Source organism: Sorangium sp. So ce302 (assembly GCF_051530145.1).
GTDB lineage: Bacteria > Myxococcota_A > Polyangia > Polyangiales > Polyangiaceae > Sorangium > Sorangium cellulosum_B.
Map to the genome: position 1 here is coordinate 3,639,892 of NZ_CP150326.1, position 18,137 is coordinate 3,658,028.

Below are 18,137 nucleotides of genomic sequence, written 5' to 3' on the forward strand. Positions count from 1 at the left end.
CCCATGCCAGCGATGTCCGACGCTGACGGCGCCGCGCGCGCCCGCGCGGTCGCCGCGTTCGGGGCCGCGCTGCGGCTCCTCCGCGTCGAGGCGGGCCTGAGCCTGCGCGCGCTCGCGCACCGCATCGGCGTCTCCAGCGCCTACCTGAGCCGCGTCGAGCATGGGCACGACGCCATCCCCACGCCCGACCGGCTCACGGCGATCGCGGGCGCGCTCGAGCTCCCGCCGGCGGTGCTCCTGGAGCTAGGCCATCAGGTCGAGCCGCTCGTCTCGCGCTACCTCGAGCGCGTTCCGTCGGCGAAGGCGCTCTGCGCGGAGCTCGCGCGGCGCAACCTCAGCGCCCCCCAGCTCGCGCGCGTCAAGGCGTTCATCGACGCCGAGTTCCCGGCGAACGCGGCCTTCGGGGGGGCGCCCGCGCGGCGGCTCAGCGGCCTGCTCACGCCAGAGCGGGTCGTGCTCCACCTCTCGTGCGCGGACATCGAGGACGTCATCGACGTCGCGGCGTCCCGGCTCGCGCCCCCCGGCGGCCCGATTTCGGCGAGCGCGCTCGCCCAGGAGATCCTGCGGCGCGAGCTCGAGTCGCCCACGGCGCTCGGCAACGGCGTCGCGGTCCCGCACGCGATCGTCCCCGGCGCGTGCCAGGCGGCCGTGCTCGCGACCCTGGCCGAGCCGCTCGCGGTGCCGACGCCGGGCGGCGCCCCGCTCCGGCTGTTCGTCGTCCTCATCTGCGGCGAGGGGGGCCGCGCGCACCTCGAGCTGCTCGCCCAGGCAGCCAGGCTCGCCAGCCTCGGCGCCGCCGACGCGCTGTGCGCAGCCCACGACCCCGCGCAGCTCATCGACCAGCTCTCGCAGATCGAAGCGGGCTGCGGCTGATCGCCGCGGGGGGCCGCGGGGCCCCCGTCACTCGACGCGGACGAGGCGCTGCACCACGGACGAGCCGCCGCGCGCGTCGCGCAGGACCGCGGTGATCGTGGCGACGCCCGGCTCGGCAGGTGGGATCCACGTCACGGCGTGATCGCCGATGTACCCCTCGTTCGCGTCGCTCACGAGCTTGATGCCCCCGTCGAGATCGCCCAGATCGGCGAAGTAATCGACCCAGACGATCTCCTTCAGCGCCTGCTGCTGCGCGCTGGGATCGTCCTCCGCTACCTCGGGATCGACGATCGCCTCGAGCTCGTAGGCCGTGCACTCGACGAACGGATCCTCCGCGCTGCAGCCGGCCTCGCGCCGCGCCTCCGCGCTCACGTGGCAGCGCTGGACGGTGGGGATGTCGGCGAAGTCCTCCGGCAGGGGCTCGCCGTCGAGCGTGAGCCCCTGCACCTCCGGGTTCGCGTTCTCGCGACCCCCCTCGAAGGCGTAGATCTGCGTGTAGCCGGGCACGAAGCTGTCCGGGCCGAGCCGGCGCCCACCGCTGAAGCAGGCGGCGGGGAACGTCCCGGCGCGGCCGGTGCCCTGGTCCTCCACGAGACCGAGCTCCCCGGTGCAGGCGACGAAGAAGACGAACGCGCTCCCGAAGGCCGGACCCCCGGTGGCGGGCGGCCTGCGGCCGGCGAGGATGTCGTCGCTGATCGTGATCGTGTACGTGTCCCCGAAGCCGGGGCGCACGCCGTTGAGGTCGGGCAGCGGGACCGTCGGGTCGCCTCGCTCCACCCACGCCTCGATCTCGGAGGCGATGCCCTCGAGCTGCGCGTAGCAGCCGTAGTAGTCGTCCCCGACGGGGTTCTCGCACCCGCCGAACCAGTAGACCGAGACAGGGCGCGACCCGTCCTCGGGGCCGCCCAGCCCGTCCTGGTAGTGGATCCGGAAGGTGACCTGGTCGCCGGGGTTGGCGTACGGCTTGTCGGCGACCACCGCGAGGACGCGGAGCCCGCCCACGAGGCTCGGCGGATCGAAGCCCGCGACGCAGCCCGAGGCGATCGCCGGCGACGCGATCGCCGCGAGCGCGAGCGTCCCCAGCACCGCGCGCCGCCACCGGCGCCCGCGGCCCGCGCCGTCGCGCTTCGCCGCGCCGTTCATCGCCTGCGCCCCGCGCATCTCAGAACTCTCCTCGCATCCCGAAGCTCGGCAGGATGGGCAGCCCCGTGACGTACTGTCGGGCTGTGTAGTTGTAGTTGTACTGAATCGCCTCGCTGTTCGCGTTGTTGTAGACGTTCTGCACGTCGAGGTAGGCCGAGAGCCGCCAGGTCTTGAACTTCCACGTCTTGTCCAGGCGCAGATCGAGCTGGTGGAACGCCGGGAGCCGCTCGCTGTTCGGGCCGGAGAACGGGATGGGCGTATACGTCCCGGTGGGCGCGTAGAAGAGCGCGTTGGTGCGGTACGGGTCGCAGCTCTGCTCGTTGACGTTGCACACGTTGGGCGTGACCAGGTTGCCGGAGACGAGGCGGAACCGGGCGCCGAACTCCCAGCCGTCGCCCAGGCGGTAGCTGCCGAGCACCGTCAGGATGTGGGTCTGATCGAACGGGACGAGCCGCTCCGGCTCGCCGGGCTCCGGCACCCGCGTGCTGCGGGACAGCGTGTACGCGGCCCAGCCGAAGAAGCGATCGTCGGGCTTGTACTTGAGCAGGAACTCGCCGCCGATGACCCTGCCCGAGCCGACGTTCTGGTAGTCGAGCTGGATCGACCCGGGTCGGTTCACGCCGACGACGAGCTCGTCGAGCTGCTTGTAGAACCCCTCCGCCGACGCCTCGATGTGCCGGGTCAGCTCCTGCTCGACGCCGGCCGCATAGTGCAGCGCGCGGGTCGACTTCAGGCCGGGGTTGCCGAGCGGCGGGATCACCTCCTGGAACTGCGGCGGCTGATGGAACACCCCGAGGCCGCCCTTCACCGTGGTCCGCGGGAACCCGGGGACGACGTCGAAGCGCCCGTTCACGCGCGGGCTCACGGTGAGCTGCTGGTTCAGGTCCTGGTAGTCGAGGCGCAGGCCCGGGACGATCTTCGCCCGAGGGGTCGGGGCGAGCTCGAGCTCGGCGTACGCAGCGGGGTAGAAGAACTCGCCGTCGCGCGAGACCTCCTGGAGGGTGCGCGTCGAGAACGGCTGGTTCGGCGGCTCGCCGGGGCGGTTCGGCCCGGGGGCGCGGAGGTTCACGGCGTAGAGGCCGGCGAAGACGTCGAGCCCCGCGTTGAACACCGTGCCCTTCGAGATGCGCCGCGCGTACTCGAGGCGGCCGGAGATCGTCTTGAGATCGAGCTGAAAGTAGATCGGCCCGATCCCGAAATCGGCGTCGTCGCGCGCGATGGCGAGCACGCCGTCGAGCCGGTCCTTGTCGGTCAGCTCGTGATCGTAGCGGAGCTGGAGCCGCTGAAACGCCGTGTGCAGCCCGACGTTGCCGGAGAGGGCCGGCTCGTTGGGCGCCGGGTCGCTGAGCAGCAGCTCGAGGGCGTCGTCGGAGCCGAAGAACGTGAGGCGGACCCGCGCGGAGGGCGTGGGCTCGGTCTCGAGGAGGACCTGGTAGTCGTAATAGACCGGCGCCTGCGTTACGCCTGCGCCCGCGGCCTCGAGCACCGGGCCGAACGACTCGCCGATGTAGCTCCGTCGTCCCGCCACCATGAAGCGGGTGTTGTCGAGGAACGGCACGGGGCCCTCGAGCAGGACGCGCGCGTCGATGAGGTCCATCTGCGCCAGGCCGTGGAGCCTGCCGTCCTCCTTGGGGGAGCGGAGGGCGACGTCGACGATGCCGCCCTGCACCCGGCCGTACTTGGCGCTGAAGTTGCCGGGGTAGAAGTCGATCCGATCCAGCATCTCGGTCGGCACGACCGAGGAGAGGCCGCCGAAGTGGTAGATGAGCGGCACCTGCGTGCCGTCGACGAAGGTCTGCGTGTCCTGCGGGCCGGAGCCGCGGACGATGAGCAGCCCCGCGATGCTGGGCGGGCGGGCGACGCCCGGCAGGTTCTGCAGCGAGCGCAGGGCGTCGCCGTTCGTGCCGGGGATCCGGTTGATCTCGCGCTGCTCGATCGTGCGCTTCGTGACCTCGCGCGGCGGCCGCTTGCCGCGGACCGTGACCTCGAGGCCGTCGCCTTGCGGCAGGAGCCGGTACTTCACCTCGAGCTGCTCCCCGGGGGCGAGCGCCTCCTCGACGGAGAGCGGCTCGAAGCCGGGCGCCGCGATGGTGACCTGGTAGCGCCCCGGCGGCAGCGCGGCGAAGGCGAAGGCGCCGCCCTCGTCGGTCGTGAGCCCCGGCGGCGCGGCGAGCGTCGCTGCGCCCGCGCCCGCGCCCGCGACGCGCGCGACCGAGACGGTGGCGCCGGCGAGCGGGACGTCGCCCCCGCTGGCGAGCACGGTGCCGCGGAGGCTCTCGGCGGGCCTCGCGGGCTCGCCGGCGGCCGGCGGCGGCGAGGCCGTCTTCAGGGTGAACGAGTAGCGGTACAGGATGCGGGCCGGGGCGGGGGCCCCGTCCGCGCGGCGGGCGGGCTCGAACTCGAGCTTCTGGGCCGCGGCCAGCGCCGACTCATCGAACCCGTGCCCCGCGCTCTCGACGACGACGGCGTGCTTCACGCGCCCGTCGCGGTCGATGTCGAGCTGCAGGGTCACCGACGCTTCGCGCCCCTGTTTCTCGGCCTCCGGCGGGTACTCCGGGGGCGTGTAGTTGAGCGCCCGCGGCGGCGTCGCCTTCCCCGCCGGCGCGGCCGTGGAGGCAGGAGGCGTGACGATCGCGCCGCCCGGGCCTCGGGGCACGGCCGCCCCGCCCTCGGGCGCCTGCCCCTCCTGGCCTTGCTGTTGCGCCTGCGCCAGGCAGGGGGAGAGGGCGGCGAGCAGCGAGAGGAGCGCCGCGGCGGCCGGCCTGCGATCGCCGCGCGCGTGCCGGTCATCGATGCGGATGGAAGCGGCGGGCTCCTGCGTGGTCACGACGTCACACCGGGTCGCGCCGCTTCAGCACCGCGCAGAGCGTGACGAGGATGAGGAACGTCATGCCTGCGAGCACCGCATAGGGCATCCAGGTCTGATCGTACGTGGTGAAGCCCCACGCGCCCGCGTAGTTGTCGGCCGCCATCTGCGCGATGGCGCACTTGAACTTGCCGCCCTCGATGAAGTCCGCGGCGCTCGTGTCGGTGCGGTGCAGATCGATGACCCACGCTGGATCCTCCGCGGTCGCGAGCCGCTCCGGCGCGATCGCGCCCTCGAAGCCCCAGCGCGCCGGGATGATGTACATGAGCGGCCGGAGGTGCGGCACGGTCGTCATCGGCACCATGAGCCCCCCGAGGACGACCTGGGGGATGAGCGCGATCGGCGTGAGCGCCATCGCCGCCTCGGACGAGGCGACCACCGTGGAGAGGAGGAGCCCCATCGCGACGGCGCTGAGCGAGGTGGCGGTCAGCGCGGCGAGCTGCATGCCGAACGCCTGCATGCCGCCGTGGAAGCCGAGGGCGAAGAACACGATCGCGAGCAGGACGGTGCACTGGACGAGGCAGAAGCCGGCGAGCAGCAGGTACTTGGAGAGCACGTAGTTGACGAGCCCCAGGTTGACCATGCGCTCGCGGAGGTAGATGGCCCGCTCGCTGACGATCTCGCGCGCCGCGTTCGAGGTCCCGAACCAGACCGCGGCGACGACGAGGAAGAAGATCGCCGCGGTGTGGTCGGTGGTGACCTCCATGCCCTTGATGACGTCGGTGCTCTTGTCCGCGCCGCCGGCGCGGCGGCCGAGCTCCTGGAGCGCGCCGAGGCACCACGCCGGGATCGCCTTCTCCTGCCCGCCGAAGACGATCGCGAGCAGGATGCCGATGATCGGGGCCTGGAGGAGCATGATCAGGGTGCCGCCGATGTCGCGCTTCTTCACCTTGAAGTAGCGCGACAGGAGCAGGCCGAGCTGCCCCTTGGTCGTGGCGCGCCCGGCCGGGATGCCGCGCTGCCCCTGGCCGGTGCCGATCTCGCGCCGGCCGGAGTACATCCGGCGGTACGTCGGGTTGCCGTCGCTGAAGAACTCCTTGCGCCACTCGATGGCGGCGAGCTTCCTGGCGTCGCCGCGCGACGCGTTCGGGTTCCGCGCGCGGAGCTGATCGAAGATGGGCCGCTCCCGGAGCGCGAGCATCTCGAACATGTCGCGCGGGTTATCGACGTCGTTCTGCTGGCCGTGCCGCTCCTTCCAGCTACCGAAGAAGCGGTACGCGTCGGGCCGGGTCGGCCCGAAGAACATCGGGATGCCGCCGTAGCCCAGGATGAGCGCGTGGCTGAACTTCTCGAACTCGTCCTTCGCCGGCTGGTGGATCGTCATGATGATCGTCTTGCCGGTGGCCTTCGTGAGGTCATGCAGCAGGCTGATCAGCGCGGTCGTGTCGTCGGCGGCGAGGCCCGAGGTCGGCTCGTCGAGGAAGAGGATGACCGGATCGGTGACGAGCTCGAGCGCGATGTTGACGCGCTTGCGCTGCCCGCCCGAGAGGATCTTGTTCTCGGGCTTGCCGATCTGGAGGTTCTTGACGCCCTCGAGGCCGAGATCCTTGATCGTCTGCTCGACGCGGGCGTCGATCTCGGCCTCGGTGTAGTCGGGCGGGAGGCGGAACTTCGCGCTGTAGCGGACGGCCTCGAAGACGGTGAGCTCCGGGTGGACGAGATCGTCCTGCGGCACGTAGCCGATGGAGCCGCGGAGCGTGTCGTAGATGTTGTAGAGGTCCTCGCCGTTGATGCGGACGACGCCGCTCGTCGGCGGCAGGTAGCCGTTCAGCGTGAGCAGGAGCGTCGTCTTGCCGGCGCCCGACGGCCCCATGAGCGCGATCATGTCGCCCGGCAGCGCCTTGAACGACACGTTGTCGAGCAGGGTCTTCTGCTCGTTCGGGTTGTCCCGGTCGGGGACCTGGAGGACGAGGCTCCACGCCTCGATCTCGTAGAGCGGGCGCCCTGCCCACCGATCGGCGGAGTACTCCTCCTGGACGACCTCGACGGCGCCCGCGCCCCCCATCTCGATCTGGAGGGGCATGGGCCCGATGTAGATCTTCTCGCCGCTCTGCACGGCGATCTTCTGGCCGGGCGCGATGCGGTTGCCGCGGACGTAGGTCCCGTTGGCGCTGCCGCTATCCTCGACGTAGAGCTGCCCGTTGATCGAGTGCAGGAGCGCGTGGTGGCTCGACACCTGGGGGTGGGCGAGCACGATGTCGTTGTCGGGCGTGCGGCCGATCTTCTTGACGTTCGAGCCGCCGCCGGAAAAGTCGAGCTGCCCGAGGACCGTCTTGTTCTTCCTCCCGGGCGCGCCGGCGGCGGGCACCGAGGACGCCGGTTGCGCGGGCTGCTGCGGCGGCGCGTAACCGCCGGCGACGCCTGGCGGCGCGTAACCCCCGGCGCCGGGCTGCTGCGGCGGCGCGTAGCCGGAAGCGGCAGGCTGCGGCGGCAGGACGCTCACCGCGGGCGGGGCGCCGGAGGCGGCCGGCAGCGCGGATTGCCGGGCGGCCTGCGCGAGCTGGACGAGCAGGCTGATCTGGACAGGGACGGGCCCGAAGGCGATGGCGCCTTGCGGATCGATGGGCGTCGGCGAGCCAGCGGCGATGCGCTGCGCGCCCACGTACGTGCCGCTCGTCGAGTTGTGGTCGATGACCATCATGCGATCGAGCGTGACGGTCGCGTGCTGGCTCGAGACGCTCGGGTGCTGGAGCACCAAGGAGGCGCGCCCGGGGTCTCGTCCGATCACGACCTGGCCGGGCGCGGGCGCGAGGCTCCCGGGCGACGCCAGCATCAGCGTGATGGCCGGATGGTTCAGCGGGACCGGCGTCTGCGCGACCACGAACTGGGTGCGGAAGTCGAACGGGACCTGCTCTCCCGGCGAGAGGGGCCGCCCGTTCGCCGACGCCGGCCCTTGCCCGCAGGAGAAGAGCAGCTTGCCACCCCCCTGGTTGACGATGCGCGCGTGCTCGGGCAGGACGCCGGGAGCGACGAGCACCACATCGCAGGTGGGGGCGCTGCCGATCGTGATGCTTGTTTTGCCTAGCCCCGGGATCATGCGGGCCGCGTTTCACCACAGGCCGTCGGGGAGGGCAAGGGAAGAGGCGCGTCCCGTGCGCCGCCTCTCGCCACGCTGGCGCGGTGCCGCTCGCGGGAGAGGAGCGCGCTTCTGCACGCGCGCGGCGATGGGCGCCGTTCGGCGAGAGGCTCTCGCCCGCTGGACGAACGGAGTGTCGGCGCGGAGCGTCGTGACTTCCGGGAACAGGTGGTTCAGCGGGTCACAGATCGAGCAGCATGAAGCCGGCGCGGGCCTCCTCGAGAGAGGGTGTACGGGTCGACTCCGGCACCTCTTCTTCCAGATCCTCAGGCGCGCCATCCATGTCGTCGCCGTGCTCGAGCTCTTGGTCGCCAAGCATGGAAGGACCTCCGGAAAGTTAGGCTAATCCGGAATCCGATCTTTCTTCAATCGCATTCCGCGAGCGGGGCCGTTGCGCGGTGGTCGTCTGAGTTGAGCGAGCCGAGCTCGGTCCTCGTTCTCGTTTCCGTCGCGGTTTCCGCTCATCCGTGCGGGGCGGTGGGTGGGGGGCGGCCTTTCCGCGCCTTTCCGCGCCTTTCCGCGCCTTTCCGCGCCGCGCTCAGCTGCCGAGGAGCTTCCAGAGCAGGAAGACGAACAGCACGAGGATCACGGCCGCGGCCGAGGCGATGAGGGCGATGTAGACGCCGCGCGTGGCGCGCACGGTGCTCGGCACGCTCGATGCCCCGGAGGACGAGACGGGTCCTGAGAAGCTCGGTGCTGGCGCGGGGCGCGGGCCGGTCGCGGCGTACGCGTGAGCATGCAGCGGCGCGGGCGCGAGGTGGGGGGGTGGGGCGGCGGCGACCGGGGGACCACCGGGCGCTGCTGGGTTGTGCCCCGGGAAGGCCACCGAAGGCGGCGGAACATCCTGCTCGGTCGCGTGAAGAGGCGCACCATAGGCGGCGCCGACGTGAGGCGGCGCACCGTACGCGGCGCCAGGATGGTGCGGCGTACCGTAGGGGACGCCAGGAGGGTGCGGCGCGCCGTAGGCGGCGCCAGGAGGGGGCGGTGCGCCGTGGGGGACGGCGGGGTGGGGCGGAGCGCCGTAAGCGGCGCCTGGGTGAAGCGGCGCTCCGAACGAACCAGGCTGATGGGGCGCGGCGCGGCCCATCGGAGACGGCGCAGGAGCGCTCAGGGGAAGGGGAGACAGCACGGCGGGCGCGTCGGGCGCGTTCGGGTAAGCCACCGGGGGATGGGCGCCTGGCACGGTTGGAGGCAGCGCCAGCGCGGAGTCCATCGGCGTGGGCGTCATGGCCGACCCGCCATCGGCCGCCGTGGGGCTCACGGCCTTCGCGCTGGGGGCAGCGGCAAGAGCCACGGGAGGCAGCTCGTCGGTGGCCGTGGGGCTCACGGCCGGCGCGCTGTCGACGGTGGTGGGGCGAAGCCCCGGCGCGCCAAGGGCAGCGCCCGGCGCGACGGCCGGCACGTTGTCGGTGGCTGTCGGCGCGACGGCCGGCACGTTGTCGGTGGCCGTCGGCGCGACGGCCGGCACGTTGTCGGTGGCCGTCGGCGCGACGGCTGGCACGTTGTCGGAGCCCGTCGAGGCCGCGGTCGCCGCGGAGCGGGGGGACGCTGGACGCAGCCCCGGCGCGCCGGTGGAGCCCGCCGGGACCACGGTGACCGCGTCGCTGGTGGGCGCAGGGCGCGGCGTGTCGGGGGAGCCCGTCGGGACCACGGTGATCGCGTTGTTGATGGACGCCGGGTACGGCGCCGGCGCGTTTCCTGCGGCCGCCATGCCCGCCGCCGCGCCGCTCGCGGCCGCAGGAGCGCCATGGCCGTGGGGGAGCGGCGTGCTCGTGGCGTGCTGCTGGCCGATCGCCGCCGCCTCGGACCGGGTCATCGCGACGGTCTCCTGAGGGCGTGAAGCGCGCGCAGGATTGACGCCGTCGCCCGGGCCAGCCGTCCCAGGTGGCCCGTGCGCGATGGTCAGCGAGCGGCCGCCCGTCTCGAGCACCCGGACCATCTGGACGGTGATGTTGTCGTGACCGCCGCGGTGGTTCGCGAGCTGCACGAGCATCCGGCACGCGTGATCGACCGAGCCCGATGCGAGCGCTTGCCGCGTACACCCGAGGATGTCGCCGGGGAGCACGAGGTCGGTGAGCCCGTCGCTCGACTGGATCAGCACGTCTCCCGGGTAGAGCTCCATCGGCTCGGGTCGAACCTCGACCTCCACCTCCGGCCTCATCCCGAGCGCGCGCGTGATCTTGTTCGCGTCGGGGTGGCCGATCGCCTGCGCCTCCGTGAGCATGCCCGCGTCGATCATCCCCTGCACCATCGAGTGGTCGCGCGTGAGGGGGTAGATCTGGTGGCTCCGGATCACGTACGCGCGGCTGTCGCCGACGTGCGCGACATCGACGCCGCGCTCGTGGAGGACCATCGCGACGACGGTCGAGCCGGGCCGGACGCGGTTCTCCGGCGGCCCGCCCAGCTGGTAGACGCGGCGCCCCGCTTCCTCGATCGCGGCCTTGAGCGCCCCGCTCGGATCCACGGTGGCGGGCGTGCGCTCGATCATCTCGAAGATGGTCTGGATGGCGGTGCGGCTCGCCTCGCTGCCGCCATAGTGTCCGCCCATGCCGTCGCACAGGACGCACAGGTAACCGAACTTGGTCTCGGCGTAGCCGCAGGCATCCTCGTTGACCTGCTTGTTCGGGTCCCGACCAGCATCGCTGGCCTGGGCGAACTCGATCTTGAGGTGCGGGGAGGACTCGGTCGGGGGCATCATGGGGGGGCGTCGCTCGGGGCGCGAGAACGGGCCCCGGACACGCTACTCCAAACGGACGCTGAACTCGACGGGGCCGAACCGCAACGACGCGCCGGGTGGCACGAGCGTCCACACGGACGCGGCGATGCGCTGGCCGTTCACGTAGGTCCCGTTGTTGGAGTTCTCGTCCCGCACGAACAGCTGGCCGGCCTCGAGCTTCACGCTCGCATGGGTGCCGGAAACGCGCGGCTCCGACAGCGCGATCAGGCACGAGGCGCCGTCGCGCCCGGCGCGCACCTCGGCGCCGGGGTGCACGGTGAAGATGCCCGCCGGGCCCGAGAGCGTCGCCCGGCTGGCCCCGCCCATGGGAGGGCCCATCATCGGCCCGCCGCCATAGCCGAAGTCGCCCGGAGGCGGCGGCGCGGGCGCGTAGGGCGGAGGCGGCCCGCTCCCCGCCACGATGGGCCTCGGGGGCGCGGCCGCCACCGTGCCGCCGCGTCGCTTCCCGCCGCCGCGGAAGATGGAGACGAGGAGCAGCACGATGACGACCCCGCCGAAGGTCACGCCGCCGATGAGCAGGTACGGCAGCGGCGCCTCCTTCGCCTTCAGCGTGAGGATCTTGTCGGCCGTGACCGCGCTCGTCCGCCGCGCCTGGTTGTCGTAGACGATGAGGCGCGCCGTCATCTGGTCGCCCTTGCCGACGAGGAACTTGTCGGTGTCCGGGAGCTCGAACTCGACGACGCTGTCGCCGGCCGAGATCGCCTTGCCGCGCATCCCGCCCTCGATCAGCGTCCGCTGGGCCTTCTTCGCGTCCTCGAGGTTCCCGCCCTGCAGCGACTGCGGCGCGGCCTGGTTCTTCGGGACCATGTAGATCTCGGCCCGCTGCGCGTTGCCACCCCAGCAGAAGTTGCCGAAGATCTTGATCGTGCCGCCGGGATAGATCGGCGTCTTCTTCGCCGCGCGGTCGGTCGCGTCGCGGTCGATGTCGATCGGCCACGCGGTCGGATCGATGCCGACGGGGACGTTCTGGAAGGTGGCGTCGCCGGCGATCGGCGGATCCGTGTTGATGAAGGCGAGCTTGAACGTCTGCGTGATGCTCGGCGCGACGCACGAGACCCGCCACTTCACGATGTGCATCTTGTTGAAGCGGGTGCGGATCGCGTTGACGATGTTGGCCGCTCGCCGCTGCTGGCCGTCGCGCACCACGCTGAAGAAGCCGCCGATCTCGGTGTTCGCCATCCCTTCCATGAACTCGCGAGCGTTCGCCGTGAACTCCTCGACGAGCTGGCTCGGGAACCAGATCGAGATGACGGGCACCGGCGTCTTCGGCAGGACGTCGTTGTTCTCGGGGAACCGCCCCTTCGTCAGGTACTCGCGGAGGAGGTTCGACGCGGCGGCCGTCGAGCTGGGATCCGCGCCGGCGGAGCCGTTCGAGAGGACCACCATCGCCTGGTGCATCGGCACCTGGACGCCCTGACCTGCGTTGCCGAGCTCCTTGAACGCGTCGGTCGCGGCGTTCTTGATGATCGTGAAGAGCGGGCGCGTGCGGCCCTGCGTCGGGTAGGTGCGCGCGACGCCGGCGATCGCCTGCGCCGCCGCCTGCTTGTTGCTCACCCACTTCGAGTCCTCGACGATGCCGCGATCGTTGAAGAACATCACGTCGACGATGTCGTTCGGCTGCATCGCGTTGACGAACGCGCTCGCGACCGCCTTCGCCTCGTCGAAGCGGTTGCCCATGCTCGACGCGGCGTCGATCAGGATGAGCCACGCCGTCCCGACGCCCGGCTGACCGGCGCTGTCGCCCCACCGCGCCTTCGACTCGAACTTCGCCGGCAGATCCGTGCCGTCGACCGTGACGGAGAGGATCGCGTTCTTGTCCGGGAAGTCGAACGACGAGTAGAGCGCCGACGGCTGCTCGATCGCATCGGCGACGCAATCGAGGTTCGCGTTGCCCGTGAGCGCGGCGCAGTTGCGGGTGAGGTCGCTGAGGCGCTTGTTCTGCACGACCTCGAGCACGGTCGTGAGCACGGGCGAGCCGTCCACGGTGCTCGCGCGCGGGTCGATGCGGAGCACGTGCGCCTCGGGCGCGGCCTCGGCGCGGCGCTGTCCGGCGAGGAGTGCGAGGACAGCGGCTGCGAGCGCGAGGAGCCTCGCGCAGCGCAGGGCCTTGCCCTCGCGCCTGCCGCGACGGGCGGAGGCGCTCATGGAGTGGATCGGGCGAGTCGCGTCATGAGAGGGAGTCATGCGTGGGGATCTCCAGCGGGCGCGAGGGAGCAGAGGAGCGCTCTCTGCGCGAGCGGGGCGGCCGCCGCGCGCTGGCGACGGCTATCCGGTTGGTTTTCACGCAGCCTGGCCGGGGCGCCAGGTGCCGGTCGAACGTCGCGGGGGAAGGGGGCCAGGCTCGGCAACGCCTCTCCTCGTGCGATGGGCCCGTCAGGCCCGCGCCGACACGCTGAGCAGGATGACGCTGAACCCGCCGAAGCGGATCTTGTCGCCATCGCGCAGCTCGCGTCGGCCCTGGAAGCCGATCGCCTCCTCGTTGTGGAACGTCCCGTTGGTGGAGCCGAGGTCGGCGAGGACGAGCCGACCGCCGTCGATCTCGACCGTTGCGTGATGCGTCGACGTCGTCCCGTGCGCTATCTCGATGTCGACCTTCTGCCCTGTCTCGGCGCGGCCGACGATGTTCTTGCCTTGCCAGAGCGGCCAGAACCTGCCGAGCGCGTCGTCCTGGAAGCTGACGAGGAAGCCGGCGAGGGTGCGGCGGCTCTCCTGCCCCGCGGCCCTCGGCGGCGCCGGCGTCGGCGGGCGCACCGCGGGAGGAGGCGGGATGTACGCGGGCGGCGGGCCCGGCGGGGCGATGTTCTGCTGTGGCTGCGGCGGCTCGCCGTAGGCTCCGCTGCCGCTCGCCTGCGGCATCGGCGGCGGCGCGGATGCCCCTTGCTGGTTGGGCGCGTAGGCCGTCTGGTTGAAGGGATCGCCGCTCATCTGGATGCCGTCGAGGGCGATCGGGTGGCCTCCCTCCATGCAGAACGAGCCGCCCGCCGGGATCGCGTGCCCCTGCACGCAGCGCGCGCCCTGCGGCTGCGGGGGCGGACCGAACCCGGGCTGCGGGGGCGGGCCGAAGCCGGGCCGCGGGAGCGGAGGGCCGGGGTAGCTGCCCTGCTGCTCCGGAAAGCTCGGGGCCGAGCCATAGCCGCCGCCCGGCGCGCCGTAGATCGGCGGCTCCGGCGGGAACGGCGGAGGTTTCAGCGGTACCGGAGGAGGCGGCTGGGGCGCCCCGTAACCACCAGGCTGCGGCCCGAAGGGCGGAGGCGGACCGAAGCCGGCCGGGCCGCCCTCGGGCGCCGGCGGGAACCCGGGAGGCGAGCCTGGAGGAGCCCCGAAAGGCGCCGGCGGGGGCGGACCAAAACCGCCGCTCGGCGAGCCATAGTTCGGGGGAGGCTCGGGGGGCGCCCCGAAGCCCGGAGCAGGAAACGGCGGAGGAGGCGGCGGCGGAGGAGCCCCGAACGCTCCAGGCCCGGACGGGGTGAGCGGCGAGGCGCACACAGCGCAGAATTTATCGGCGGGGGTCGCGGGCGCACCGCAACGCGGACAGAGCATGGTGATCCTTCTCGGGTTTCGCGGCGCTGGGGCACCGCCGCCGCGAGCATACCGTGGCCGCTCGGCCGAGGATCAAGGAAGAAGTATGCGGGAACCCTTGCTACAGGCCGGCAACGCGGTGCGTGCGCGCGCATGCAGGCGTCATCGCCCGGCGCGCAGCTGCTTCCGCGCTGTGCCATGGATGCCTGCGCGCGCGATCGAACCAGGGAGCCGGCTGTCCCCCTGGCAATCTGCTCTGCGGGAGCGCTCTCCTCGCGGCCGGGGCGCCGGCCGGCGGGATCAATCCTTTGCGTCGCGGACGCGAGCGGCCTTGCCTGCCAGGTTGCGCAGGTAGAAGAGCCGCGAACGGCGGACCACGCCACGCGAGACGATCTCGACCTTGTCGATGCGGGGGCTGTGGAGGAGGAACATGCGCTCGACGCCGACCGTGAAGCTCACCTTGCGCACGGTGAAGGTGCTCCGGACCCCGGCGCGGTGGCGCTTCAGAACGACACCCTGGAACACCTGGATGCGCTCCTTCTCGCCCTCGACGATCCGGTAGTGGACGCGCACCGTATCGCCGACCCGGAAATCCGGGATCCCCTCGCGGAACAGGGGAGCTTCGATCTTCGCGAGGATGTTCGAGGTCTGCATGGTCGGTCAATCCTTCAAAGGGTCGGGGATCCGTCTTCGCGGTCCCGTGCCCGTGCTCAAGGGGGCTGGGCCGCCGCCGTTCGTGGACTGCGTCCGGCGGAGCGGGGGCCGCGCGCGGCCCTCGTGCTTCACGCGATGAACGCAGATGGAACCCGGTTGCGGTTCCGGGAGAACATGGGCGCGAGCGCGTGCCCGCGCACCTCCCCGGGGGGTACCGGAGAGGTGCGGCATTATGCATGCGGGCGATCCGGTGTCAACGCCGGCAGCGGCGCAGTCGCTCTTGATGCGCGCGTCTGGTGCGCGTTTGGTGCGCGCGTCGTGCCGGGCCTTCTGCCTCAGCGGCGAACGGGGATGATCTGCACGCGGCGGGCCTCTCCCTCGCCGTCGCTCTTGGTGACGACGCCCGGGAACTTCGCCAGCGCCAGGTGGACGACGCGGCGGTCCTGCGGGTTCATCGGCTCGAAGGTGATGATCTTGCCCTCCTCGACCGCCTGCTTGCCCAGCCTGCGCGCCATGGAAGAGAGCGTGTCCTCGCGCCGCTGCCGGTAGCCCTCGGCGTCGATGATCACATGACGCCGCTTCTTGCCCGGCCGGTTGATCACGCGGTTGGCGAGGAACTGCAGCGCCGAGAGCGTCTGCCCCTTCTTGCCGATCACGCGGCCCGCGTCCTTCCCCTCGATCTCGAGCCGGATCTCCTCGGGCGGATCCTCCTCCTCGTTCTCGAGGAGGTCGACGGTGCAGTCCATGCCCATCGCCGCGAGCACATCGATGACGAAGTCGAGCGCGACGTCGGCGCGCCCGTCCTCCTCGAACTCGGCCGCGTCGTCAGCGCCCTGCGCCTCGGCATCGACATCCGCTGCGTCGATTCCCCTTTCGGCAACTTCACTATCCACGGACACGTGCTTTTCCCTTTCCGAGAGCAGGGGCCGACTTGTCGTCGTCGCCCGGAGTCTTCTTCATCGCGGATTGGGGCTCCGCGCTCGCGATCTCTCGCACCTGGATGCCGCCGGCCCGTTCGTTCTTCGCCTTCAGGTAGCGCTCGACGAGCACCTGCTGCCCGATGCCGAGCCAGGTGTTCGTCAACATGTAAACGCCGAGGCCGGCCGGGAGGAAGAGCATCATCGCGGTGAAGATGCCGGGCATCAGGTACATCATCATCTTCTGCTGCGCCGGGTCGCCCTGCGGGGGCATGAGCTTCTGCTGGATGAAGCTCGAGCCGCCGAGGACGATGGGAATGATGTAGTACTTTCCCGGGGCCGACAGGTCCGGAATCACGGGGCCGAACGGGGTGTGGTAGAGCTCCACCGCGGTCTGGAGCGCGGTGTAGAGGGCGAACCATACCGGCATCTGGAGCAGCATCGGGAAGCAGCCGACGACCGGGTTCGCGACCTTGTTCTTGCGCCAGAGCTCCTGCATCGCGAGGCCGCGCTGGGCGGCGTCGTCCTTGTACCTCGCGTTGATCTCATCCATCTCCGGCTTGAGCTTGCGCATCGCCGCAGCGCTCTTGATCTGCTGGATGCTCAGCGGGAAGAGCAGGAGCCGGACCGTGATGGTGAGCAGGACGATGGCCCAGCCCCAGCTGCCCACGGCGCCGTGGAGGACATAGAGGTACGAAACGAGGAGCTTCGCGATCGGCGAGAACCAGCCGAGGTTGATGACCTCGCTCACCCCGTGGTCGACGGCGGCGAGCAGCTCGCGCTCCTTCGGCCCGGTGAAGGACAGGAGCTTGTAGGTCACCGCGCCGCCGGGCGCGAGCTCGTGCTCCGGATAGGCGAGCCGCGCGCGATAGACGTGCCCGTAGTTCGGGTCCTTGCCCTTGTCCTGGAACTTCGATGAATCCCAGATGTCTTCGATCTGCGTCTCGGCCGTGGGCTGCCCTGGCCCCTCCAAGGGGATCGCGATCTTGCTGAAGTAGCTGCTCGAGACCGCGGCGAACCGCGCGTTGCCCGGGGTGCGCCGCCAGCGCTCGGCGGTGAACTCCGGGTCCTTGAAGTCGCCGGGCTCGAAGGCGTCGGGGAGCTGGCGCTCGGTCTTCTGGTCGGTCGCGGCGACCGTCTCGGTGATCCATTCCGAGATCATGCCGAGATGTCCCTCCGTCTCCTTCTGGGTTCGCCACGATGTCTGCTCGACGGCGAGCCGGTGCTTGCGCGGCTCCTGCGCGAGGTTCTCGACCGTCATCTGCACCGAGAGCTCGAAGGGGCGCCCCGTGGCCGCGACGATCTTGGTGAGCCTCGTCGCGTCGTCGGCGTAGGTGAACGTGCAGCTCTTGCCGTCCTGCGCCGAGAGCTTCCAGTCGAGGTCGTCGAACGGCACCTGCTGCGCGCTGCCGCCGGGCAGGTGCAGGTCCGTCCTGAGAGGCATCCGCGACTCGAGCGAGGTCGTGACCAGGTCCATCGGCCTGCGCTCGCCGTTCCCCGTCGTGTATTTCGGGTCCGTCATCCAGAGGTGCCGGAGCGACCCGCCTCGCGTGGACAGCTCAGCCTTGAAGCGATCTCCGTCGATGGCGCACGTCTCTTCGGGGGCGCGTTCTGCGGGGGCCGTGCTGTCCTTGACGTCGAGCGGCTGGAGCTGCGGCGCGCCCTCACCGAAGAGGAGCGGCTTGCCGAACTGGAAAAACAGGATGATGGCGAGGCCGAGGAACAGCCATTTGGCGATATTGCTGCGTTCCATGAAGTCCTTCGTCGATCCCAGGATCTCGAGCCGCGCCCTTCGCTGCGGGCGTCTCGTGACGCCTCACGAGGCTGCCCAGGGTCGCTTCGTGCGGGCTTCGCTCCGCGGCGTGTCGGGCGCCGTGCCGCAGGGGGCCTTGTCGATGGCCGAGGGGGATTAGTCCATGAGGGTGACCCGGCCGCTGAAGCCCGCTCGACAAGGGGATGAGGCGTGCGAGGCGAGCTCCGCGCCAGTAGACGAACAGCGTGTCGTATCCCGCGGGTCAGCGTCCCGTTGACGCGGCATCCGAGCAGCCGCGGCACGGCGAAGACGAGGTGGTGGCGGAGGGTCGAACCCGCCTGGATGAAACGGGTGACACCTACACAGTCGCTTGAGCGAAAGCAAGCTCCCCCGGAGCGCCCCGTGGTCCACGATGCAGGCGGCGGCGTAGCGCGAGCAGGAGGGCTCGAACCGACAGACCGGGCCCATCAACGCCACGATGAGCCTGGAGAGCGTCATCTGGTAGGCGCGGATCAGCGCGAGGAGGAGCGTCGCCAGCATGCGGTGAGCCGTGAGAGAGCGAGGAGCTTGGGGCCCAGCGCACCACGGCGCAAGGTATG

The 18,137-nt window shown here is 71.2% G+C and carries 13 protein-coding genes; 2 read left to right on the top strand and 11 right to left on the bottom strand.

Annotated elements, in window-relative coordinates; translation table 11 throughout:
- The first annotated feature begins 3 nt into the window (after nucleotides 1-3).
- The gene (locus tag WME73_RS13985; protein ID WP_437745957.1) at nucleotides 4-873 is read left to right on the top strand and encodes a PTS sugar transporter subunit IIA; all 870 of its coding nucleotides are present in this window, start codon (nucleotides 4-6) and stop codon (nucleotides 871-873) included.
- 27 nt (nucleotides 874-900) lie between these two features.
- Here WME73_RS13985 and WME73_RS13990 read toward each other — a convergent pair whose 3' ends face one another.
- The 10 genes from WME73_RS13990 to yidC form a co-directional block, all read right to left on the bottom strand.
- Nucleotides 901-2,034: a hypothetical protein gene (locus WME73_RS13990; RefSeq protein ID WP_437745958.1), complete on the bottom strand. Its 1,134-nt coding sequence runs from the start codon at nucleotides 2,032-2,034 to the stop codon at nucleotides 901-903.
- A gap of 1 nt (nucleotide 2,035) precedes the next feature.
- A complete protein-coding gene (locus WME73_RS13995) occupies nucleotides 2,036-4,843 on the bottom strand; it encodes a TonB-dependent receptor domain-containing protein (RefSeq protein WP_437745959.1) in 2,808 nt (935 codons plus the stop codon).
- A gap of 4 nt (nucleotides 4,844-4,847) precedes the next feature.
- Nucleotides 4,848-7,919: an FHA domain-containing protein gene (locus WME73_RS14000; protein WP_437745960.1), complete on the bottom strand. Its 3,072-nt coding sequence runs from the start codon at nucleotides 7,917-7,919 to the stop codon at nucleotides 4,848-4,850.
- Nucleotides 7,920-8,139: 220 nt separating this feature from the next.
- Nucleotides 8,140-8,277 carry a hypothetical protein gene (locus WME73_RS14005; protein WP_437745961.1) on the bottom strand — a complete coding sequence of 46 codons (138 nt, stop codon included), beginning with the start codon at nucleotides 8,275-8,277 and terminating at the stop codon, nucleotides 8,140-8,142.
- A 219-nt stretch (nucleotides 8,278-8,496) separates the two neighbouring features.
- A complete protein-coding gene (locus tag WME73_RS14010; RefSeq protein ID WP_437916020.1) occupies nucleotides 8,497-10,656 on the bottom strand; it encodes a protein phosphatase 2C domain-containing protein in 2,160 nt (719 codons plus the stop codon).
- 42 nt (nucleotides 10,657-10,698) lie between these two features.
- Nucleotides 10,699-12,840: an FHA domain-containing protein gene (locus WME73_RS14015; protein WP_437745963.1), complete on the bottom strand. Its 2,142-nt coding sequence runs from the start codon at nucleotides 12,838-12,840 to the stop codon at nucleotides 10,699-10,701.
- Nucleotides 12,841-13,068: 228 nt separating this feature from the next.
- Nucleotides 13,069-14,235 carry an FHA domain-containing protein gene (locus WME73_RS14020; protein ID WP_437745964.1) on the bottom strand — a complete coding sequence of 389 codons (1,167 nt, stop codon included), beginning with the start codon at nucleotides 14,233-14,235 and terminating at the stop codon, nucleotides 13,069-13,071.
- A gap of 279 nt (nucleotides 14,236-14,514) precedes the next feature.
- Nucleotides 14,515-14,868 carry a 50S ribosomal protein L19 gene (rplS, locus tag WME73_RS14025; protein ID WP_012235149.1) on the bottom strand — a complete coding sequence of 118 codons (354 nt, stop codon included), beginning with the start codon at nucleotides 14,866-14,868 and terminating at the stop codon, nucleotides 14,515-14,517.
- Nucleotides 14,869-15,203: 335 nt separating this feature from the next.
- The gene (locus WME73_RS14030) at nucleotides 15,204-15,761 is read right to left on the bottom strand and encodes a protein jag (RefSeq protein ID WP_437745965.1); all 558 of its coding nucleotides are present in this window, start codon (nucleotides 15,759-15,761) and stop codon (nucleotides 15,204-15,206) included.
- Nucleotides 15,754-17,538: a membrane protein insertase YidC gene (yidC, locus tag WME73_RS14035; protein ID WP_437916022.1), complete on the bottom strand. Its 1,785-nt coding sequence runs from the start codon at nucleotides 17,536-17,538 to the stop codon at nucleotides 15,754-15,756. The genes WME73_RS14030 and yidC overlap by 8 nt, the downstream gene beginning before the upstream one ends.
- Here yidC and WME73_RS14040 point away from each other — a divergent pair.
- The gene (locus WME73_RS14040; RefSeq protein ID WP_437916023.1) at nucleotides 17,537-17,698 is read left to right on the top strand and encodes a hypothetical protein; all 162 of its coding nucleotides are present in this window, start codon (nucleotides 17,537-17,539) and stop codon (nucleotides 17,696-17,698) included. The genes yidC and WME73_RS14040 overlap by 2 nt on opposite strands.
- Here the strand turns inward: WME73_RS14040 and yidD are convergent.
- Nucleotides 17,695-18,078 carry a membrane protein insertion efficiency factor YidD gene (yidD, locus tag WME73_RS14045; protein ID WP_276598071.1) on the bottom strand — a complete coding sequence of 128 codons (384 nt, stop codon included), beginning with the start codon at nucleotides 18,076-18,078 and terminating at the stop codon, nucleotides 17,695-17,697. The genes WME73_RS14040 and yidD overlap by 4 nt on opposite strands.
- Between the last annotated feature and the right edge of the window lie 59 nt (nucleotides 18,079-18,137).